This window comes from Prosthecobacter sp. (genome assembly GCF_044227185.1).
In the GTDB taxonomy this organism is placed as follows: domain Bacteria; phylum Verrucomicrobiota; class Verrucomicrobiia; order Verrucomicrobiales; family Verrucomicrobiaceae; genus Prosthecobacter.
Genome location: NZ_JBGAFO010000002.1, coordinates 448,388 through 473,664, shown reverse-complemented (window position 1 = coordinate 473,664; position 25,277 = coordinate 448,388). Strand labels below are relative to the sequence as shown.

1 protein-coding gene is annotated in these 25,277 nt (G+C 63.7%); it reads left to right on the top strand.

Translation table 11 applies throughout. The features are described 5' to 3' along the window. Positions 1-278 precede the first annotated feature (278 nt). Positions 279-25,265 (top strand): autotransporter-associated beta strand repeat-containing protein, encoded by a 24,987-nt coding sequence (locus tag ACILSQ_RS06365; RefSeq protein WP_395742750.1) that lies wholly within the window; start codon positions 279-281, stop codon positions 25,263-25,265. The last annotated feature ends 12 nt before the right edge of the window (positions 25,266-25,277 follow it).

The window sequence follows — 25,277 nt, the reverse complement described above, 5'->3', positions numbered from 1 at the left end:
AATCCTTTATCAAAAGGCAAGCTTGGCGGAGGATGTGATGGAAGAGGTTCTTTAGCTGTCGTGAAGACAAAATTGAATGCCGGATTCCGGCATGCCTTACTTAACAACAAGCCATTCACCAATGGCTCTGAATGAGGGTGTTAGGGCAAGATGCGCAAATAGTTTAGCCGCTAAAACGCGTCCTCCGAGGCATGCGCTAAGCGCAAACCAAACTTTCTCCCGCAGCCCTCAGATTATCCAACCACCAGATGAAGAAATCCAGCGTTCTCTTGGGCACCTTGCGTCGTCATTTTAAGCGGCCGGTTGCCATCGCCTTGGCATTGTTTTTTCCGCTGTGGTCCGTGCAGGTACCTGGCGCCACTTTGTACTATCAGGGCTTCGATGGTCCATGGGACACCACCACCGCGCAGTGGTCCACTGACAGCACGCTCTCAGATGCCGTCACCTGGACCAATGGTGACGTCGCTGCATTCACTGCTCCTTCCGGAGTCGTCACCCTGAGCGAGGCAGTCACCGCCAGCGGTCTGATCTTCGGCGCGGACGGGTATGTCATCACCGGAGACACGCTGACCTTGAGCGCCATAGCCGGAGTGAACGCCTCCCCCGTGGTCAACGTGGCCACCTTCAGGCGCGCCACGATCAACTCCATCATCGCGGGCAGCTCGGGGCTGACGAAAACCGGCAACGGCACCCTCCAGCTGGGCAACAGCGGCAACACCTTCAGCGGGGATGTGGTCGTCAATGGGGGGTCCCTGGTGATCACGGATCAGGGGCAGCTCGGAACCGGCACCACGACCATTTCGGTGAACGGTCTGGCCAACACTGGCAATCCAGGTTACAGCGGCGGCAGTTTGGTGGTGCAGGGCGGGGCGGGTGGAATAACGATCAACCGCGACATCAGCGTGACAGGGCGTGGTCCGGGCTCGGTCAATGCCGGCGGGGCTCTTGTCAGCATAGGCAGCAACATTTTCAACGGCGACCTGGTGGTGGCCAGCACGGGATCTGAGGGACGCATGGTGGCGACCAACGGGGTCACCACCATCAACGGCAATTTGCAACTCGGCACGGGCGGGGCGGAGATTTTCTTTGGCAACGGCAACATCGTCGTTTCAGGAGCCGTCACCGGTTATGACGTTGCATCCACCGATCGCTTTATCAAATCGGGCACGACGATTGCCACGACGCTCTGGCTGCAGAACTCCAGCAACAACTTTGCCCAGCCGCTGCGAATTGACACCGGAACTGTGAGGGTCTCGGACAACGGGGCCCTCGGCAACAGCACCTCCGCCCGCGCGGTGGATTTGAACGGCGGCTGGCTGGAAGTCCACAGTGATGCACCGGACTTCAGCACCCGCAACGTGTACGCCCGAGGCACGAACGCCTACATCATGGTGGATCGCGCACTGGGCGGTTCCGGTCTTAACCAGACGGCGCAGTTCGGGAATCTGGATGCGGACAACGCCACCTTCAATTTCTACAGCCGGGACGGCTACAACCTGGCGTTCAAGGGCTCCCTCGGCGCGGGGACGACGCTGCAGTGGTCCCAGGCCGCCAACCTGGTGTTCAACAGCAACTTAAGCGGCACTCTGATTCTGGACATGAGCATCGCCCATGACAGCGAAACCACCCAGCGCGTCGTGTCCTTCAATGGCAATGCGGAGACCGTCCTGACCGGCCCGTTTCTTGCCAATGGCAGCTCCACCGGATTCGCTGTGTCCAAAGGAGGCACCGGGCAGCTGACCCTGACTGACGTGGCGTTCACATCCACCAGCACAGGAACGACGACCATCGGTGGCGGCACCCTGGCTTTTTATTCGGCCAATGCGCTGCCGACCGGGCAGATTTTGATCGGCAACGCGACCACGACTTCGGGCGCGCTGACCTACCTGGGAGCGGGAGAGACCTTGACGAACGCCATCCAGCTCAACACCACGACAGCCAATGTGTTCATCAATGCCAGCGGCACCGGCGCGCTGGTCATCAGCGGCGCCATCACGGCGGTGAGCGGCACCAAGACGCTGGTGCTGGGAGGGACCAATACCGACGACAACACGATTTCCTCCGCGCTGCCCAGCACAGCCACGACGAACCTGCAGAAGGTCGGCTCTGGAACGTGGGTTCTCTCCGGCGCCAATCTGAACACGGGGTCCACCACCATCTCTGCCGGCACCTTGAAAATCCAGGACACCTTCTCCGGCTCCTCGCGCAATGTCCTGCCCAATGCCGGTTCGATCATTTTTAACGTCGATGTCCTGACCAACAGCGCGGGCGGAACGCTTCAATATTTGGGAAGCGGCGCAAACAACAGCACCGAAAACGTGGGCTCGCTGATTGCCACGGCGGGTGCGGGAACCGTCATGGTGACCGCAGGCTCGGGCGGTGCCGCCACGCTCACTTTTTCATCCCTTGGCACCATCACCGCGGGCAGCGGGATCAATTTCGTGACCGGGCCCGGCGGGTCCGTCGCTATCACGGGTGCCACCAGCACCAATGGCATTCTCGATGCCCACCTCTATTACAATGGTGCAGACTTTGCCAATGGGAGCGCAGTCGGCGCGGCCCTTTACACGACGGACAGCACTGGCGACCTCCTTGTGGCTGGCAATACGAACCCCTATGAAATCAACACTCTGGGAATCACCGGCCAGACGTCCGTGACCATCAATGCGGGGATCAAATTCAGTGATGATGTCACTTTGGCCCTCGCCACCGGGGCCACCCTGACCCTCAACAATGGAAGCACGACTGCCGGCGGCATCCTGGTGACCGGAGGCAGCAATGTCACCATTTCAGGCGGCACCGGACTGACCACCGGCACCGCCTCTCTGACGGGCGGGGCGACCACCAGCGCCTCAAACGTCATCACTGTCACCAGCACCGCGGGGCTGCAGCCCGGGGCGGCCATCACCGGCACCAACATTCCCGCCAATTCCACGATTGTTTCCATCACGAATTCCACCTCTTTTGTCATCAGTCAGAACGCCACTGCAACTGGTACGGGTCTTACATTCACTGCCGGCTCGGACATGGTGTTCCGGACAGATTCCGCCTCCGATGTCCTCACCCTGGCCACACCGCTGACTTCGTCCACCTATGGGTGGACGAAGCTGGGTGCGGGCACTTTGATCATCGGTGCGGCCAACGCCAATCCCGCCAATGCAGGAGCTGTGAACATCAACGAAGGCACGGTGCGCATGGCCACCGGCGGCAAGCTGGGGGCGGACAGCGTGGATGTAAACCTCCGGCAGGGGGCGATCCTGGACCTGAACGGCATCAATCTCGGCACGGCGGCCTCAGGCACGGGATCTCTGGATCTGCTCAATGGCGCTGGTACGGTGACGAACGGAGCGGCTTCCACCACGGCAACGATCCGCATCGGCAACGGCGGTGGCGGCGGCTATTTCTCCGGCCTGATTGAGGACGGGGCTGGTCAGGTGGCGCTGGTGAAAGCCGGCGGCGGCACCATTGCTTTTTCCGGGGCAAATTCATTCACCGGGCCGGTGACGCTGGCCGGCGGAAATCTGGATGTCACCAGCCTCGCCAACATCGGAGAGGTCAGCGGCATCGGCAGGGGAGACAGCACTGACGATGCGACGAACGCCGCCAGCCTGGTTTTTAACGGCGGCAACCTGCGTTATGTGGGAACCAACAGCGCTGGCGCGGTGCAGTCCACGCAGACTCCCTCGGTGAGCATTGACCGTCTGTTTACCATGGCGGCGAACGGCGGCATCTACTCCTACGGCAGTTATGGCAATGTGATTCAGGGCCGGGGAGCCAACAATGCGGCGCTGATCTTTTCCAACACCGGGGCGGTGGCTTTCACGGGCACCGGCGCCCGCACCTTGACCCTGGGAGGTGACTCCCTCGGCGACAACGAAATCGACCTCCAGCTCACCAACAATGGGCAGGATCCTTCGCCGGGCACCACAGGGGTGTTCACCCTCGTGAGTTCCGGCGGATTGTGGATTCTGGGCAACAGCGCCAACTCCTACTCCGGCGCCACGATCATCACGGCCGGAGCGCTCCGGGCGGTGGATGGCACCTCGCTGCCCACGGCGAGCAATCTGCGGCTGGCCGGTGGTGTGTTCCAAAGTTCCGGCCTCTTCACCCGTGACATCGGTACCGGAGCCGGTCAGGTCGCATGGACGGACGCGAGCAACGGGACCAACAAGAGCGGCGGTTTTGCCGCTGGCAACGAGGCTCTGGTGGTGAACCTGGGCGGTGCGGGGGGGACGGTGAGCTGGGGGGCAAACGGCATTGGCAACGGCACAGGTACGCTGATCCTCAGCTCGAGCACCTCATGGGCCGATGTGAATTTCGTGAATGCCATCGACCTCAACGTCACCACCGGGACGGTTTTCCGCACCATACAGGTGGATGACAACTCCTTCACCGGTCTGGATTTTGCCACGGTCTCCGGTGTCATCAGCAACAGTGGCGCCGGCATCGCGGGCCTCAGCAAAACCGGCGGCGGCACCCTCGTCCTCGGCGATGGCAACACCTACAATGGCAACACCACCCTCACCAACGGCTCCACGATCGTCACCTCCATCGGTGCGGCGGGCGCCACATCCTCCAGCTTTGGCACCAACGTGTCCGGAGGCAACCTTCAGCTCGGCAGCGCCGCGAACACCGTGAACCTTCTTTACGTCGGCGCCGGGGAGACCGTCACGCGCCCGATCGTCCTGGTGCCGAGCACCGGCACCATCCAGATTGACTCTTCAGGAAGCGGTCCGCTGAACCTGACGGATGTCACCAACTCCTCGACCAATCAATACAGTCTTATCATTCGTGGCACCAACAATGACCTGAACACCATTTCCGCCAATCTGACCGACAGCACGGCAGGCGCCTACGCCCTTCGAGTTTATAAAACAGACGGCGGCGTCTGGGCATTGACGGGAACCAACACCTACACCGGCGGCACCCGGGTTGACTCCGGTCAGCTTGGCCTCGGCTCGTCCTCCCTGGGGCCGGTGGCGGTCTCCAACCTTGTGGCGAACGCCGTCGCCAACGTGGCGACCGTGACCACCTCTGACACCTCCCAGCTCAAGGTCGGCATGTATGTCAGCGGCCTGGGTTTTGGCTTCGGGGACGTCATCACGGGCATCACCAATTCGACCACATTCACCATTTCGTCAGCACGCACCATTGCCGCCGGCACCCAGATGGTCTTTGGGGGGCTGTTGATTTACAACGGCGAAATTTTCGCCACCGACGCCGGCGGTCTGGAGACGAGCCAGCCCATTGTCTGGAACACCAATTCGAATTTCGTCCTGGGCGGATCCAACAACATCACCCTGGACGGCAATATCTACAAGGTCGCGGGGGCCAATGACCAGACGATGACCAACAGCCTCGAAAACGGCGCTCTGCTCACGGTCAACGGCAACTTCGTCAACCTCCAGAACGCCGCAGGGACGCGCATTCTAAACTTCCGCGGCTACGGTTCCACGGTGTGGAACGGGCAGATTCAGGATTACATCGGCTCCATCACGACCTCTCTGACCAGGCTGGATGTACGCATCGCCAATGACGCGACCTTCACGCTCGGCGGGGACAACTCTGTGGCCGGCGGTCTGACCGGCGGCATCCTGCTGGGGCAGGGGACACTCATCGTGGCCAGCACCGGGGCGCTCGGGGCCGCGGTGAACAATGTCATTCTCGACGGCGGTGTGCTCACCTCGACTTTCGATCTCACGGGTTCAAACAAGATCGCGAACAACGTGTTCCTCCAGGGGGACCCGGTCACCGTGAACGGCTCCCACAGCATTGAATTTGGAGCCCAGGTCAACCTGAACGGCAGCCGGTCCTTTGTGAACAATCTGGACGCCGGCCAGGTGCTGACGATCTCCGGCACCGTGACCAACAGCACGGCCAACACCCTGACGATTTTCGGCTCGGGCAGCACGCTCATCAATGGCATTGTGGGCACCGGCAGCGGTGCGCAGGGGCTGCAGTACTCCGGCACTGGAACGCTCAGGCTGACCGGCACGAACACCTCGGTGGGGCGTCTCACCGTCAGCCGCGGCGTGGTGACCCTCAGCGGATCCGGCGGCAGCTTCAATGCGCTGGCGGACACAAGTTCAAACCTGAACAACATCGTGCTGAACGCCGGTGGCACGCTGGAGCTGGACAACAGCACCGCGAGCGGCGGCAACAATGCGGCGGGGCGTATTGCAGGCCGCAGCATCACCTTCCAGGGTGGCGCCCTGAGCCTGATCGGAAACAGCACCACGGAAACCCTCGGCAATGTCACGGTGAACAACATCCTCGGGACGATCAGCATGTCCGGCACCGGCAGCAACACCCTGTCCTTTGCCACGGTGAACTTCGCCAATTCCGGTTCTTCCTGGGACCTGAGCGGGATCAGCGGTCTGGGCAGCACGAACAAGGTGAAGATCGCCACCTACCAGCAGGGAAGTGTCGCGTTTTCCAACGCTATCCTGCCGCGCATCATGCTTCTGAATGATTTCGCCGCCTATGACAGCACCAACGGCGTGGTGGCCTTTACCGGTTACAACACCACCAACGACCTGAACGGCGCCGCCAACGGAGACACGATGGACGTGACCGCCTCGGCAAACGTCTCGCTTTCACGCACGCTGAACGCCATGAAGATTGACGGCAGCGGGCTTTCCATCACCAGCACGGGCAACCGCGTGCTCACGCTTACCACGGGCGCGGTCATCAGCACCGGCGGGGACAACACGCTGGCGGTGTCACAGGTGAACATGAACGGCCAGTCCGGCTATTTCCAGGTGCAGAGCGGCACCACGCTGCATGTGACCTCCACGCTGATCAACGGCCAGCTCACCAAGGTGGGAGACGGAACCCTGAGCCTGGAAAGCACCTCGTTTTACAACAGCACCACCAACGTGATGGGCGGCACCCTGCAGTTGAACGCAGGGCTCAATGCGCTGTTTCCCGCGTCGGGCGGGCTCAACATCGGCATCGGCGCCACCGTGGATCTCAACGGCAGCACTCAATACGTCGGCAATCTGACCGGCAGCGGCAGCCTGCCAAACTCCGCCGGTACGCTGACCAACAGCGCCACGGGGCCTCTGAACATCAGCACTTTCGTGGTCAATGCCGGCGGCACCTTCGGCGGCCTCATTTCCGGCAATCTTAATCTCGGCCGTGTGGGCGGGAACACCCTCACGCTGGAGACGGCGGAGACCTACACCGGCGCCACCGTGCTCATGGGCGGCAACACCACCCTCGAAAATGACGCCAGCCTGCTTGCCACCTCGAGCATCGACATCAACGGCGCCGCCCTGATCATCACCAGCAACACCAGCCTGCAGACGCAGAACAACAACCGCATTGGCGACGCCATCTCCATCACTCTGCGGGGCGGTACAATCCAGGTCAACGGGCGGGTGGACACGGCGGCCACGGAAACGCTGGGCGCCATGACCCTGGCCCAGGGCGCGAACACCATCCAGGCAGCCACCGGCGGCACAGGCACCGCGGGGGCCTTCAGCTCCATGGACCTGACCATCGCCAGCCTGACACGGGCCGACGGCACCACCGCGAATTTCCTCAACTCCACCGCTCTCGGCGGCATAGGCAACTTCCCGCGCATTTTGTTCACCACGACGCCGACGACCTATGCCGGCGGAGCGCTGGGAGCCTGGGCCATTTCAAACTCGGGCGACTACGCCGCCTACAACAGCGCCAATGGCGTGGGAACAGTGGGGAACGGTGGTTACATCGGCTATTCGTCTGAATTTGCCAGCGGCAACATCACCGACCTCGGCACGCTGGCCACCGCGCCCTTCACCACGACGCTGTCAGGAACCACGACCACCGGCATGCTGCGCATCAGCGGCAACTTCACCGACAACATCGCCTTCACCAGCAGCAGCGACGTGCTGAACCTGGAACTGGGCGGCCTGCTGCGCAGCAACAACGTCTTTGACACCTCCATCGGCACCGTCACCACCCGCGGTCATCTGACGGCAGGCGGCAGCGAAACGAGCGGCACGCGCGAGCTGATCGTGTACCTCAATGCCACAGGCAACCCCACCTTTGGCGGCGCCGCCACCACGACCGGGTCCAACACGGTCACCATGTCCTCCACGCAGGGGCTGCAGCCCGGCATGACCATCACCAATGCGAACCTCCCCACGGGCACCACGATCGTGTCCGTGGACAGCCTGACCCAGGTGACCGTCAGCAACAACGCCACGGCCACGGCGACGAGCCAGACCCTGACAGGCGGCGCCTTCTTCGGCGGGGTGACGACGACCGGATCTTCGGTGATCACGATGGACTCCACCGTCGGCATCACTCCAGGAATGACGATCGGAAATTCGTCCTTTGGCGGTGCTGTGACCACCAAGGATTCCAACGTCATCACCCTCTCCTCCACCATCGGCATCCAGCCGGGGATGACACTGACCAATGGCAACCTGCCGGCTGGAACAACCGTGGTGTCTGTGGACAGCCTGACGCGGATCACCATCAGCCAGAACGCCACCGCCTCCACCGCGAGCGGGACGACGACGACCCTGAACGGGGTCGGTTTTGCCCCTGGAACCTATGTCGTGTCCGTGGACAGCCCCACCCAGGTGACGCTCAGCCAGGCAGCCAACGCCACCAGCGTGGGCAACTCCTTCGTGGTGGGCGTCAGCAACATGATCATCAATTCGATCATTGAGGACAATGGCCTGGGCAGCTCGCTCTCGTTTGTGAAGTCTGGCACGGGTGTGGTCAATCTCTCCGCCAACAACACCTACACGGGCGGCACCGTGGTGGACCAGGGCACGCTTAATCTGATCGGCACCGGTGTGGTCCTGCCAGGCGGCGGTCTGACCATCAACAATGCGGCGGTCGTCATGTACACGAACAACGGCCAGATCGACGCCTCCAATGACGTCACGCTGGTCGGCAGCTCGTCGCTGACGCTTGCCGGAGGCCTGGGACTGAACAACACGCTCAACAGCATCACCTTCAACAACAATGGCGGCACCGGCACGCCGACGATCACGAACCAGGCCAACAGCATCCTCACGCTGACCTCCTCCGCGCCCGTCACGGTCCTCAACAGCAACGCCGCCACCGTGGCGACGATCTCCGGCGGCTTCCTGGCGTTGAGCAGCGGGGCCAACACCTTTAGCATCCAGGGGCCCACCATCGCGGGTCAGCTCTACTCGCAGATCAGCTCCGCCCTGAGCATTTCATCGGTGATCACCGGCACCGGAGCGAGCATCGTCAAGACCGACAGCGGCCTGCTCCAGCTCAGCGGCCAGAACACCTTTGACGGCGGCATGAGCGTGCAGGGCGGCGGCATCATCCTCTCTGCCAGCAGCTCCACCCTCCCGAGCAGCCTGACCACCGGCCCCCTGGGCACCGGTGCGGTGTCCTTCGCCGATGGAACCAGCCTCCTGGTGGACAGCAACAGCCGCACCGTGGCCAATGCCATGAGCTTTGCGGGCAACCCGACCTTCAACAATACTGGCGTGTCATCCGTGACGCTCACGCTCAATGGCGCGCTCAGCTTTGGCGGCCAGGGCACCACCGGCGTGGTCATCAACATCCCGACGCCCTATCTGAGCGTGTCGCTTGCGGGCCCTATTGCCAACATGGGGACGGTCACCTCCGTCGGCACAGGCAGCGGAGCCAACACGATCACCAAATTCGGTCCGGGCAACATACCAGTCTTCAATTTCACCGGCATCAGCAGCGCGGCCTCCATCGACATCGGCGGACTGACCAACGCCGCCTCCTTCTCCCTGCTGACCGACGGAGACAGCACCGCCTCCGTGCAGACCGTGAATCTTGGTGACATCACCTGGGAGCCCTCGGTCACGGGCACGCTGTCCCTCACCATCGGACGCGCCGGCACCGGCGTTTATTATCCGCTGGCAGTGAACAAGCTCATCGCCCCGACGAGCTTTTCCTCCTCACTGCTGGGCAATGGCCTGGCGCTGACGAACAACAACAACTACGGTCTGCTTCTGGTGGACGACATCGCTTTCAACACGGTGTCCGCCAACCAGGGCCCCACTTTCACGGTTTCAGGTGGCAGCACCTCGCTGCAGCTGGACGGGCTGACCCTCGGCGGCGTTCTTTCAGGCGGACCCACGGGGGGCTCCGCCGTGGTGCTCACCAAGGCGGGAGGCGGCGTGCTTTCGCTGACCAATGCCGGCAATACGTTCGGTGGCGGCGGGTCCATCATTGATGTCACCGCGGGGTTGGTGGCCGCCTCGTCTGACGGTGCCCTTGGCGATTCCAACAACGTCATACGCCTCAGCGGCAACAATCTCGGCTACGGCTTCCGTGCCATCGGCACCTTCAGCACCTCGCGTACTTTCAACCTCAATGCCGCCGCCAGCGAAATTGAAGTGACCCAGGGGAACACCCTGACGCTGAACAGCGCCTTCACTTATTCCTCCGCAAACAATTCACTGCGAAAGTATGACCTTGGCACGCTGGAGCTTACGCAGGCGCAGACCGGCTGGAACGGCATCCTGATCATCCAGCAGGGCGTGGTGAGACTGAACGATGGTGCGACCCTGGGAAACAACGCGAACTACACCGTTGGCGCCACGGCCACCACCGGCGCCGTCAATCAGGCAGTGCTGACCCCCGCCGGCGGCACGGCCTCATTTGTGGTCGGCCAGCAGGTGTTCGGCACGGGCGTGGCCGCGGACGCCTACATCACTGCGGTGACGGCAACGACCATATCGCTGAGCGCCAACATCACCACGGCCAACCCCACCATCACCGCGACGGGCAGCGGCATCATGCTTTCCAATGTCGGGGCGGCTCTTGAACTGACAGGCGGCGTCACTGTCGCTGACGGCATTTATGTGAATGCCAGCAACAACGCCACCAGCGCCGGCATCAATGGCGGGGGCGCCGTCCGCAGCACGGCCGGGACCAACACGCTGGCCGGCTTGATCACCATCGGGGCGTCGACGGCTGACAGCCAGATGCGCGCGGTGGCGCTGGCGGCGGACGCGGGCGCCGTCTTGAACATCACCGGCGGTATGCTCGGTCAGGTCGGCACCGCGGGCTCCAGCCGGCATGCCTGGGTCGGCCTGGGCGGCGACGGCACCGTCAATCTCACCACCACCACGATCACCAACACCGGCACGACGGGCATTTTCCAGTTGAACAAATTTGGCACCGGCACGCTGAACATCCAGGTGGCCAATGCCTTCAGCGGCCGGGACGTCATCGTGAAGCAGGGCACGCTCTCCTTGAACGGCGCCGGCAGCTTCAACACCCTGGGCACCGGGCAGGGCTCCCTGCGGACCATCTTCGTGCATGACTTCGCCACCTTGACTCTCGACAACTCCGGTGTCGCGGGCAACAACGTCAACAACCGACTGGGCAACGCGGCGCTGAATTTCCAGGGCTCCGATTTCCGCATCATCGGCAACGACAACACCACAACGACGGAAACGACCACCGGCACCATGACCATCAATGCCGGCGCGCTCGTCTTCACCTTCGATGCCGGAGCGGGGCAGCAGCTGAACTTCACCACCGCTGCGGTGACGCGCAACGGAGGCTCCACCCTGCTCATTCGCGCGGACGGCTTTGGCAGCGCGGCCGGCGCCAATGTGGCCACCATCCAGGGCAGCGCCGCCACCTACACCTTCACCGGAGAGACGGGCGGCACGGGCTCGACCAACAAGTCCATCCTGCCCTGGGCCTTTGGCAACAACCTCAGCCTCACGGGGGACGCCCTGGGCTTTGTCACCGCTGACTCCTCAACGGGAGGACTCAATGCCGGCACAAACCGCCTGCGCCTGCTCAGCGCCTCGGAGCAGGTCACTGGCATCACGGCCCCGGTCACGCTCAATGCGTTTGAAAACTTGAATTTGTCCACCGCTGTCTCCAGCGCCTCCACCTACAACATCCTCAACGCCTGGCAGGTGAACTCCCTGCAGCTCAGCAGCGGCGGCAGCCTCTCTGTGGACAGCCACGTGCGGGCCTTCACCATCGAAAGCGGCGGCCTTCTGGCTCTGGGTGGCAGCAGTGGCATCAGCGGAAATGGCTACCTGACCACCACATCCAACCGTGAGCTCATCATCTACAACATCGCGGATCTGAACATGGGCATCGCCATCGCGGGCACCAGCGGGGGGCTCACCAAGTCAGGCTCCGGCAAGCTCACGCTTTCCGCCGGAAACGCCTTCACCGGCGCAGTCACGGTGAATGATGGCACTTTGAAGCTCGGCGGTGGTGACCAGACCATTCTGCCCAACCAGGTAATGCAGCTTCTGGGCGGCTACCTGGACCTCAACGGCACCGTGCAGAACGTCAACATCCTCTATGCCCAGACCGGCTCGGTGGCGGTGAACGACGGCTATGCGGTCAACACCGGCGGCACGGTGATCAACACCTCCGCAAGTGAGGCCACGCTCGGCATCACCACCGGCAATGTGAGCTTCCGCGGCGCCATTGGCAACGATGTTCCGGGGCAGAGCGACATCGCCGTGGTGCGCTCCCAGGCCGCAGGCTCCACCCAGGACTGGAACCTTTACAGCGACAACACCTACACCGGCGCCACCCTGCTCAATGGCGGCCGCACGCAGTTGATCGACGGCGGAAGACTGAGCGGAACATCCTCCATCGAAATCTCAAACGCCACGCTGCTGGTCAGCACCAGCAACATCAGCACCGAGCCCGTCAGCCTCACGGACCGCATCAATGACGCGGCTTTCATCACCATGAACGGCGCCATGTTCCAGTGGCGCAGCCGTGCCGCCCTGTACAGCACGGAGCAGCTCGGCAAGGTTTACCTCGGCTATGGCAGCAGCATCATTGACATGGCGGAGCCCGGTTCCAACGTGAACCAGTCTGATGTGACCTTTGCGAGCTTTTCGCAGGTGGCGGGGGGGCATGGCACGGTGCGCTTCCTGAACATGGACGGAAACATCTCCGCACTGCAGCGCCTGTTCATCACCGAACTGAACGGCGTGGTCACCACGAACGTGGGCGACGGTCTCACCAACAACATCATCGGCGGCTGGGCCACGTTTGAGCGCGAGTTCGCCACCTACACTCCGGGCGGAGGTGTCGCCGGCCTGACCAACAACGGCGCCGCGGGCTACTCCCCCAATACCATTTTCAATGGCACTGCCACCGACAATGTGCGCATCCTTCTGCCTGTCGCGGGATCGACCACGACGCTTACGGCCGACACCGCGCTCAACACGCTGAACCTCCAGGCCAGCACCAGCGCCACCGGCAGCAGCACGCTGGATCTCGGCGGCAAGACACTGACGCTCGCCAGCGGCGGCCTGATCCTGTCTCCGATCGCCACCACCGCCTCCGCCAACAGCATCAGCCTCATCAACGGTACGCTGACCGCCGGCACCACCAGCGGCGCGGCCGACCTCTACCTCCACGCGATGAGCTGGTTCAACAATCAGGGGGACAATACCGGCAACGCGGACGTCACGGTGTCCGCCAACATCACCGACAACCTGGCGCACGGCGTGGTGACGCTGGTCATCGATGGCGAAAACGGCCGCGGATCGCTGGCGGCGACGAATGACGTCTTCCTCACGGGCATCAACACCTATACCGGCGGGACCTTCGTCAATTCCGGGCGTGTGGTCCTCAACACGGCCGGAGCGGACGGCGTGACGCTGACCGCCACGGGCACCGGCGATCTCACCATTGTAGGCGGCTATGGTCTCAACGCCGCCATTTTCAGCGACCGCAACACCCGGGTGGTGCTGGGGGCCGGCAGCCAGATCAAAAACACCGCCACCGTCACCATCATGGGCGGCGCCACGCTTGATCTGAACGGCTTCAATCAAACGGTGGGCGGCCTCGTGTTTAACAACGAAGGTGGCGACACCCCGACCCTCACCACGGGCACCAATGGAAATCTTACCCTGGGCGGCAACGTGCACGCCAGCGGCCAGAACCTGGGCTCCGTTTCGACGATGTCTACGGCGGGCACCGGCACGATCAACCTGGGCGGCGCCACGCGCACCTTCACGGTGGATCCGGTGCAGTGGAATGGCGAAAACCTCAATTACCTCCTGGCCAATCTGAACGTCACCGGCATCGTCGTCGGGACCGGCGCGGAAGGCATCGTCAAAGATGGCTCGGGCCTTCTGCAGTTCAGCGGCCAGAACACCTTCAGCGGCGGCGTGAATCTGGTGGCGGGCGGCATCGCCATCGGCGGCAGCACAAATGTGACCACGCGCGACTCCGTCACTGGCGTCGCCAGCGCATTCACCAGCGGCGTGCTGGGCACGGGCATGCTGACCATCGGCGCCGGCACCTTCCTGACCTCCACCTCCTCCGCCAACATCCTGAACAACGACTACGTCATCGGCGGAGACTTCTCACTCAAGGGCAGCCTCAGCCTCACGCTCAATGGCGCCGCCACCCTGGCCGCCGGGGCCACCACCATCACGGTGGACACGGTGCTGACCACGCTGACCCTGAACGGCGTCATCTCGGGCACGGACAGCACCTCCGCCCTCATCAAGGCAGGGCAGGGCACCCTGGTCCTCGGGAACAACAGCACATTCGCGGGCGGCATCACCTTGAACGGCGGGAACCTGGTTTTGGCCGGCTTGAACGGCGGCAGTGCATCACCGATTCCCGGCGGCACGGCAGTGATCAACAGCGCGGGCGCCCTGCTCACCCTGCTGAACAACGGCGGTGGCAATGGCACCGTGATCACCTATGCCAACGACATCACGCTCTCCGCCGCGATCAGCGGCGGCGGTCTGAACTTCGGCAACAACGGCGCCAACACCAACAACATCGTGGAAGTGACGAACCTGAACATCGCCAGCGGCCAGACGCTGGATGTCATGGGGGCCAACGGCTACCAGCTCCGTCTGCTCAATGTGAACACCACCGGCTCCACCGCCGCCTTGCTCAATCCGGCCCTGGGCACCACCATCTATGTCTTCAACTACGGCTCGCTGAAGCCGATGAACGTGGGTCTTGGCACCGTCATCTTCCCGGAAGTGCCGGTGATCAACACCACCACGCCGCTGTCCAATGGCAGCACCCTCGCCGGCCTGAATCCGGTGGTGCCGCAGCCCGCCACCCTCGCCAGCCTCCCGCTGGACTACAATGCAGGCGGGCTTGCCGCCAGCTACTATCAGTTTAACACCACGCCGACCATCAATTCGGCTCTGGCTTCCGGCGCCGGCGCCACGGGCACCTTCAGCCAGGTAGGCCTGGGAGACATGGGCGGCTTCAATCACCCCATCGGCGTCACCACCACCAATTTCAACGGCGGCCTCTCCGTGCAGAGCGGCTACCTCCAGATCGTCACCGGGGGCAGCTACACCTTCCGCACCGCCGCGGATGACAGCTCGATTCTTTACATCGACGGCAAGGCCATCATCGCAAACTCCACGGGTGGCGCTGCGGAGGCCGCCACCGGTACGACCGTGTTTCTGGACGCAGGCTATCACAGCATCGTGTTCAAACAGATGAACGCCTCCGGCGCCACCAATTCCGGCGGCTTCCATGTGCTCTACTCCGGGCCGGACACGGCGAATGACCAGGGCGCGAACACCACGGTGGGCGGCTTCCAGTCCATCCCCACATCCCGCCTCTTCGCCGCCAGCTCCAATCTGGCCACCACCAGCAACAACTATCTCACGGCGGGCCAGCTCACCGGCGGCTGGAATCTCACGGGCGGCAACCGCGCCGTGGTGGACACCCTGGGCTCGGTGCTGAACTCCTCCGTGGACACCCTTTCCATCGGCGATGGCAGCGCCGCGTCTCCGAGCATCCTTACCGTCGTCAGCGGCACGGGCGGCAGCATCGGCACCGGCTGGTTTGGCGTCACCGGCACCACCACGGTCGGCACGAACACCATTCTGAATGTGGGCCTCAATCCCACCAGCGCCTCGGGCATGCTGTACCTCATCGGCGGTGTGAGCGACAGCGGAAACGGCTTCATTAAGACAGGCTCCGGCAGCCTCATCATGGGAGACAGCTCCTCTTTCTCAGGTGCCGTCACAGTGCAGGCGGGTTCGCTTGTCGTCGCCGGGGCGAACGCTCTGACCAGCGGCACCACCACCATCGCGGGTGGCAGTGCCACGGTCGCTTCGGGCATCACCACCGGCTCCACCACCGTCACCATGTCCAGCACGACCGGGCGCAGCGTGGGAGAGCTCGTCATCGGCACCGGCATTCCGCAGGGGGCCTTCATCACCCGCATCGTGAACAGCACCACGGTGGAGATCTCCGATCCTGCCACCGCCACCAATGCCTCCCTCAGCGCCGTCTATGCCACGGGCGCCTCGCTGGACCTGAACGGCATCACCGGCATCACGGGGAACATCGTTCTCAACGGCACCGGCCAGGTGAATCCGCTCACCGGCACCGCCACCTCCATGATTCCCACCGGCAGTGGCAATGCCTCCGCGGGCATGCTGGGTGCCTCCGGTGCCGCCCTGTGGAACAGCAGCGCCAATGCCGCCAGCGTTTCCGGCAGCATCACCATCAACTCCAGCAATGTCCAGATCGGCGGCCAGGGGGATGTCTCGCTGGACGGCATCATCACTTCCAGCGCCTCCAATCCCCTGACCAAGATCAGCGGCAACACGCTGACGCTCAGCGGTGACAATCTGGCCACGCTGCTCGGCGCCATCGCGGTGAATTACGGCACCCTCAAGGTGGGCAATGCCAATGCGCTCGGCGCCACCAGCGCAGGCACCACGGTGAGCAGCGGCGCGGTTCTTGACCTCAATGGCTTCTCCATCTCCGAGCCCCTCACCGTCTCCGGCACCGGCCTCACCAACTTCGGCGTGGGGGTGAACACCCTCGGCGCCCTCATCAACAGCTCCACCACCACCTCCGTCGTCACGGGCTCCGTCACTCTGGGGGCGGCCGCCAGCATTGGCTCCAGCGGCTACAACAGCCTCAGCGGAGTTTCGGAAGGAAGCATCCAGATCGACGGTGTCATCAGCGGCAATTTCGCCCTCACCAAGGTCGGCACCGCCAGCCTCATCATCACCAACGGCAGCAACACCTACGACTCCACCACCCTCAATCAGGGCACCATCATCGTCAGCGGCGCCGGCCGTCTCGGGGACTCCGGCACTGTCACCATCAATGGCAGCGGCTACAGCGGCGGAGTGATGGGCAGCCAGTTGATCCTGGACAACACCACCACCGCCAGCAGCACCCGCCTCGGCGGCCTCGCGGTCTCGCTCACCGGGGGCTCGCTGGAAATCGACGGCAATCTCTCCACCGCGGTCAATGAAACCCTCGCCAGCAACCAGTCCATTGCCGTCAACAATCTCTACAACATCGTCACCCTGGTCAGCAATGGCGCCAATGTACGCATCACCACGACGGGAAGCGGCACTCTGACGCGCACTTCAAATGGCGCCCTCTTCCTTCGCGGTGACAATCTGGGCGTCGGGGCGCCAGGCATTGGCAACACCAACATCATCCTCGCCACGGCCCCGACCTTCACCGGCCAGTCGGCCACCTCCGGCAAGAACATGCACATCCTCCCCTGGGTGGTCGTGGACACCTCCGCCACCGGGGACGGCACCGGCGCCAATGTGACGTTCGCGACTTATGATGCCACAAACGGCATCCGTGCGCTGAATCTCAGCACGGAGATGGACACCACCTTCACCAGCAACAACAACATCCACCTCCTCGGCGCGCTGACCTCCGGCGCGGACTCCCTGGTGTACTCCAACACCACGGTGAACTCCCTGACCTTTGAGTCTGGCGGCAGTCTCACCATCAATGCGCTGCGCAACGTGACCGTGGACAGCGGCGGCATTCTGGTCAAGGCCAACGCCATCATCTCCGGCGTCGGCTCCCTCACCGCCACCGCCGCCAACAACATCGCGATCTTCACCATGGGCTCCTCCCTGCTGGAAGTGGACGTGTCCGTGGGCGGCTATTACGGGGCACCCTCCACCACCGGTCTTTCCAAGAACGGCGACGGCACCCTGGTGCTCAATGCGCAGAACAACTACATCGGCGAGACGCGCCTGAATCTGGGCACGCTGCAGCTCGGCGGTGCCGCGCCCACCAGCAACCCCCTCTTCTACCGCTTCACCGAAGCCCCGGCACCCACCACCACGGCCGCCACCCTCCGCGCGGACACCTTCGTCTCCCAGCAGGGCTCGGTGTTTGACCTCAATGGGCACAACCAGACCGTGGGCGCCCTGGCCAGCACGATCGCTCAGCCAGGTGGCGGCGGCATCATCACCAATCAGGCCGCCGGCATGGTCAATTTCGAGACCCTGATGACGAACAGCTTCACCTTTGCCGGCAGCATCAATGACAACATCAATTTCATCCGCAGCGGCGGCAGCACCCTCACGTTCACGGACAACAGCAACTACACCGGCACCACCCTGCTCATGGGCGGTCTGCTCACGCTGCAGGACCAGGGGCGACTCTCGGGCGGCGGCACCATCACCATCAACCGCGCCGTTCTCCGCTGGGATGACAGCCAGTCCCAGGCCCTCAACGACCGCCTCTCCTCCTCCACCTCTCCGGACAACACAAACTCCAGCAGCATCATCCTCAACGGCGGCGCTGTGTACTACATCGGGCGTGCCGGCACCAACAGCGTGGCCACCTTCGGAGATCTCACACTCGCCTCCAACGCCTCCTTCGTGCAGGCGAACATTGGCAACGGCGGCGTCGGAACGGCCACCATGTCCTTCGGCTCGCTCATTCGCCTGGGCACCGCCTCGGTCACCTTTGCCACCTCCAATGGCGGCCTCGGGAACAATCCCTTCATCACCTTCAGCACCGCGCCCACGCTCACCAACGGCATCATCGGCGCCTGGGCCACCGTGATCACCACCAATCCGAGCAGCGCCGCGGCCTTCGCCACTTACGATCCGGCCTCCGGCGTCCGCCCCCTGGCCTCCTACATGCAGACCAGCAGCTTTGCCACCTCTACGGCCACGGACAACCTCCTCCTGCGTGATGGCACCGGCATCGCCGTCACCAGCGGCGGCGCCACCGTCAACACCCTGACATGGAACGGTCTCTCCGCCTCGCGCACCCTCACCTTTGCGAATGCCGGAGATGTTCTCACGCTGACCGCGGGCGGTCTGCTCACCGGCACCGAAAACTTCACCAAGACCATCGGCACCATCGCCCTTCCCGGCGTCATCACCACCGGCGCCTCCCAGTTCTACATTCACAACGCCGAGAACAACCTGCAGATCAACTCCCTCATCACCGGCACCTTTGATCTCATCTTCACCGGCATGGGCCGCGCGGATCTTGCTCCGGAAATCACCCTGGCCAATGCCAACACCTATGTGGGCACCACCTATGCCACCGGCGTCATCCTCAATCTCAGCAACGCCACCGGCACCGGCAACGCCATCACCGGTGATCTCGTCATCTCCGGCGGCACCAACACCGTGAGCGACTCCGCCGCCATCCTCGCTTCCCGCGTCATCAATCGCGGCTTCAGCGACCAGATCGTGGACACGGCCACGATCACGATCAACGGCGGCGGCATGTGGGCCCTGAACGGCTTCAATGAAACCGTGGCAAACCTCATCTTCACCAATGACGGCGGCAGCAACGGCAACGAGGGCGCGCGTGTGGAGACCGGCGTCGGCCTGCTCACCCTGACTGGAAACATCTCCGCCACCAATCTTCAGCAGCTCGGCACCATCCCGCTGCTCATCGGCAATGTGGACATGAGCGGCACCCACACCATCACCGTGGACACGGTGGCCGGCACCGCCGTCAGCGGCAACACGCAGACCGGCCTCGCCCTGGACACCAATTTCGTCGGCGGCACCACGACCCTGCAGAAGCTCGGCAGCGGCGTGCTCGCGTTCGGCGGCCAGGGCAATGCCACCACCACCATCCAGGTGCAGGTGCAGGAGGGCACTGTGGTGCTCGTCGGCACCGCCTCCTACGCGCACATGAGCATTGACCTCGCCGCCGGCACCACGCTGGACATGCGCGGTCAGAGCAACCTCGCGCTCGGCTCCGTCACGGGCGCCGGGGTGATCCGCAATTTCAATCCCAGTGCCGGCGGCACCCTCCTGCTCGGCCTGGACAATGCGGATGCCGTGTTTGACGGCACCTTCGTGAGCGATTTCACCGGCGGCCTGCTGAATGTCACCAAGGGCGGTTCCGGCAGTTGGACGCTCACCGCGGACAACAGCGCTGCGCTCATTGGCAACCTGGCCGTGAACGGCGGCAGCGTCATCCTCAGCGGTGCCGGCGCCAGGTCCGGTTTCATCAATCTCCTGGTCGATGAAGGCGGCACGCTGACGCTCGACAACAGCACCAATGCCCTCAACAACCGCCTCGGCGGCACCCAGAGCATCGCCAGCAACACCCGCCTGGTGAGCATGCGTGGCGGTGTCTTCAATTACATCGGCAATGACAGCACCAATGTCTCCGAAGCCCTGGGCACCGTCACCTTCCTCGAAGGCCAGAGCCAGTGGAACCTCACGGCCAGCACCAGCAGCACCGTCATCACCGTCGCCACGCTCTCCGCTTCCAACACCACCAACCGCGGTACCGGCGTCATCAATGCGGGATCCGCGATCCTGGGCGGCACGATTGGCGCCGGGTCTGTCAACATTGTCGCTTCCGCGGCGAACCTGAGCGGCAGTAACGGTGCTGCGGGCACCAAGACCATGAGCATTCGTCCTGACCTCATCGGGATCGACAGCACCAATCCCACCGGCGGCCTCGTCACCAGCGTGGCCACCACCGGTCTGCGTCTCCTCACCGCCTCGGAGTATCAGCTTCTCCCTGGCTCCTCCAGCGGCCTGGGCGCCGTCGTTGCGGGCGCCACCGTCACCGGCACCGGCGACGTCCAGTTTGCAGACGCCAGCGGCCTTGTGCTGGGTGAAAACCTCGCGGCCGCTGTCAATGGCATCGCGGCCAACAGTCTCATCACCGCCATCAACGGAAACATCGTCACCTTCGGCAGCAATGCCACCAGCTCCGCCGCCGGTCGCTTTACCCTGGGCGTGCCTTCCGCCGTCAATGCCAGGGCCGCCTCCGCCACGCAGTTCTATCAGGCGGTCATTCTCAACAGTCTCACCCTGGACAGTGGTGGCGGCCTCACCTCCAATGGCAATCTGATGACCGCTGCCAACGCCGACGCGGCCGGTCTCAAGTACGGCATCGCCGGCACGCTGAACACGCTCACCCTCAGCAGCGGCGCCCTCGTGGCCAACGTCGGCAACACCGGCATCGTCAACGGCGCCCTCACCGCTGGCAGCAACCTCCTCATTCTGCACACCCTCGGTGATCTCAGCATCACCAGCGCCATCCTGGGCTCGGGCGGCATCGTCAAGGCGGACGGCGGCATGCTCACCCTGGGCGGCCGCAGCTACAATACCGGTCCCACCTTCGTCAACGATGGCACGCTGAAGCTCAACGCTGGCGCCAACACCCTTCTCGTTCTCTCCACCGCCACGGTCGCCACGGTGGCTGATCTCGTGGTCAATGGCGGCGCCCTCGATCTGAACGGCTACAACCAGGCCGTGCGCCAGATCACCGTCACGGATAACAATCTGCTGCCAGGTTCCGGCGGCTCCATCGTGAACACCAGCGCCACCACGGCCACCTTGTTCACCGCGCAGAGCGCCAGCACCACCTTTGCCGGCGTTCTCGGCGGCACCGGCGGAAACAACTTCAATGTGGACAAGACGGGGAACGCCACCTGGGCGCTCACCAGTGCCGAGACCTACACCGGCACCACCACCGTGCGTGCCGGCACGCTCTCGCTGCAGGACAGCGCCTCCATCCAGAACACCTCCGCCATCAATGTGAATTTTGCCACGCTGACATGGAATGACACCGGCATCTCTTCCGTGGTGAACCGCTTCGGCACCGCACCCATCACCCTGACCGGCGGCACCATCGCCATCTTCCCGCGCCAGGAAGGCGAGATCTACAGCACCTTCGGCAGCATCATTCTGAACGGCGCCATGAACACCTTCAACTTCGCCACACCTCAGCGCGGCGGCGGGTTCAACATCAGCTCCTCGGGCCTCACCCAGCTCAACAACGCCATGTTCTATGTCGTCAATGGCACCTACACCATCGGCCGCAGTCCGCTGAGCGTTGAAGGCGGCCAGGGGCCCACCATCGTCTTCGACACCGCCCCCACCTTGATCAACAACATCATCGGTGGCTGGGCCATTTACCAGGGCACCGATTTCCTCACCTACCTGCCCACCCAGGCGGCAGGCGGCGGTCTCGGCGTGGGGGTGCTCGGAGACACCGGCCCCGGCTTTGCCAACTACAACACCAACAGCACCATCTCCGCCACCACCACCCTGGCCGGCGCCGGTGCCACGAACAATGTCAAATACACAACCACCACCAACAACATCAACTTCGTCATTGGTGCAGCGTATGCGGTGAACTCGCTCGTGCTCAACAGCAACCAGTCCAACACGCCGCTCATCTGGACCACCGCCACGGACCTCCTCACCCTCACCAGCGGCGGCTTCCTGAAGACCAGCAACGCGAACATCTCCATCGGCGGCTCGGTGGATTCAGGCCGCATCACCACCGGCGCCTCGTCGCAGACTCTGTATCTCTACAACAACCAGGCCACGCTGACCCTCAATGCGCGTGTGGTGGACAACGGCAGCCCCGTCACCGTGGTGCTTGCCACCAACAACGGCGGTTCCTTCGCCCTCTCGAATCCGAACCAGAGCTACACCGGCGGCACGATCATCGACAGCGCCACCACCTCCATCACCGCCACCACGGCCGGCACCGTCATTCCCACCGGCGGCCTCACCATCAACAATGCGGCGGTGAACTTCACCGGCGGCAGCACCACCCTCTTTGGATTGATCGATGCCTCAAACATCATCACCCTCACCGGCGGCGCCTCCCTGACCTTCCCGAACTATACCGCGAGCGGCAGCAACACCTTTGACAGCATCGTCTTCAACAATGTGGGCGGCATCGCCACTCCCACCTTCAATCTTGGCACCCCTGCAGCCGGCACCATCGCCAAGGTCATCCTCACCGCCGCGAACGCCATCACCGTGGTCAATGACAACCTCGCCACCACACCCACCATCAGCGGCGTTTACACCTCGGCCACTCAGTATGCCTCGCTGGAGTTCAGCAATGCCAGCCCCATCATTGATGTCTCCGGCCTCTCGCCCATGGGGCTCATCATCAGCGCCGCCATCACTCAGAATGCCGGCATGACAGGCGCCATCACCAAGACGGGCTCCGGCTCCCTGGTGCTGAACAATGCCAATAGCAACTGGAGCACCGGCTTCATCCTCAGCGGCGGCACCCTCATCCTGGATGCGGCTTCCGCAGGCACTCCGCCCGCCGTCACCAACGGCCCGCTGGGCACCGGCGCGCTGACCATCGCGGACGGCACCACCATCCAGGCGGGCACCGCCGCGCGCGTCATCGGCAACGTCGTCACCGTGGATGGAAACTTCACCTTCGGTGGCCAGGCCAGCACGCAAAATCTGACCTTCAGCGGCACCGTGAACCTGGGCACCGCCGCACGCACCATCACCGTGGACAGCGTGCAGGTCACCGCCACCATCAGCGGCAAACTCACCAGCGGCGCGGGCTCCGGCCTCACCAAGGCGGGAGATGGCACCCTCATTCTCTCCGGCTCCGGCAATGACTACACCGGCGCCACCGTCGTCAGCGGCGGTCTGCTGAAGCTGGGTTCCGCCAATGCCATCCCGGTCCTCTCCGCAGTGTCCGTCCTTGCAGGCGGCACGCTTGATCTCAATGGAGGCGGCACTTCCATCACCTTTGCCTCCCTCTCCGGCAGCAGCAGCACCACGGGCGGCCTCATCACCACCTCCGCCACCTCGGGCACGGTCACTCTCACCATCGGAGATGCCACCAGCACCGCCTTTGGCGGCGCCATCACCAACAACGTCGGTTCCACCCTCAATCTCGTGAAGGTGGGCTCGGGCACCCTCACTCTCGGCGGCCCGAACAGCTACACCGGCAGCACCACCATCAATGCGGGCGGCATCGCCACGGCGGCGGACAATGTCCTGCCGGACACCACCACCGTCAAACTGGCCGCCACCACTGCATCCGCCACCGTGACGCTCGACCTCGCTGGCCACAATGACAGCATCGCCGCTCTCATCTACGCCGGTGCCACCGGCAGCGTTGGCGTGGTGCAGAGCGGAGCCGGCACGCTCACGCTGCTGGGCGACGTCACCTATGACGCCACCAGCAATCCCGGCGCCGCCTCCCTTTCCGGCAATGTCAGTCTCGGTGGATCGACACGCACCTTCAACATCGGCGACAGCACCGGCACCGCGCAGGAGCTGACCGTCAGCGCCGTGATTTCAGGTGCCACCGCCACCGATGGTGTCACCAAGACCGGCTCAGGCACCCTGGTGCTCTCCGGCACGAACACCTACACCGGCAGCACCGTGGTGAATGCCGGCACCCTCAGCGTCTCCGCGGACAGCAACCTGGGCGCGGCCCCCGGCAGCGCCGTGGCAGACCAGCTCACCCTGAACGGCGGCACGCTGCAGACCACCGCTGACATGACCGTCTCCGACACCCGCGGCATCACCGTCGGCGCCTCTGGCGGAACGATTGAAACCGTGGCAGGCACCACCGCCACGGTGGACAGCATCATCACCGGCGGCGGCGTCATCAACAAAACCGGCGACGGCGCCCTGTTGATCACCGCCACCAACACCAACACCGGCGCCACCAATGTCAATGCCGGCACCCTGGGCGGCACCGGCGTCATCGGGGGTGATCTGATTGTGAACAACGGCGGAACGGTGGCGCCAGGCATCGCAGCCGAGGGGCTGCTCACCGTCGGTGGATCCCTCACGGTCAACAGCGGCGGCACTCTCCTCATGCAGCTCGGCGGCGCTACGCTGAATGATGACGCCTCCATCCGCGGCAACGAAAGCTCGCTGACATCGCTCTCGCCCTCCGTCATCGCCGGTTGGGAAAATGCCAACACGGTCTCCCTGCACGATCATATCTTCTCCAATGATCCCAGCGCGCCCGTGATCGATGGCACCCTCAAGATCGACTCCACCTTCCTCAATGGCTACACCCCTGTCTACGGGGACATCTTTGACCTGCTCGACTGGGCCAGCCTCTCCAACAGCATCACCGGCTCCACCTCGTTTGACTTCAGCGGTGTCGTTCTGGGCGGAGATCTCGCCTTCAACACGCAGTTGTTCGCCAGCAACGGCATCCTCGTCATCGTTCCGGAGCCCGGCCGCGCCCTCCTCCTCATGTTCGGCCTGCTGGGCCTCTGCCTGCGCCGCCGCCGCCGCGCCTCCGTCATTTGAAGGCCCTGGGGC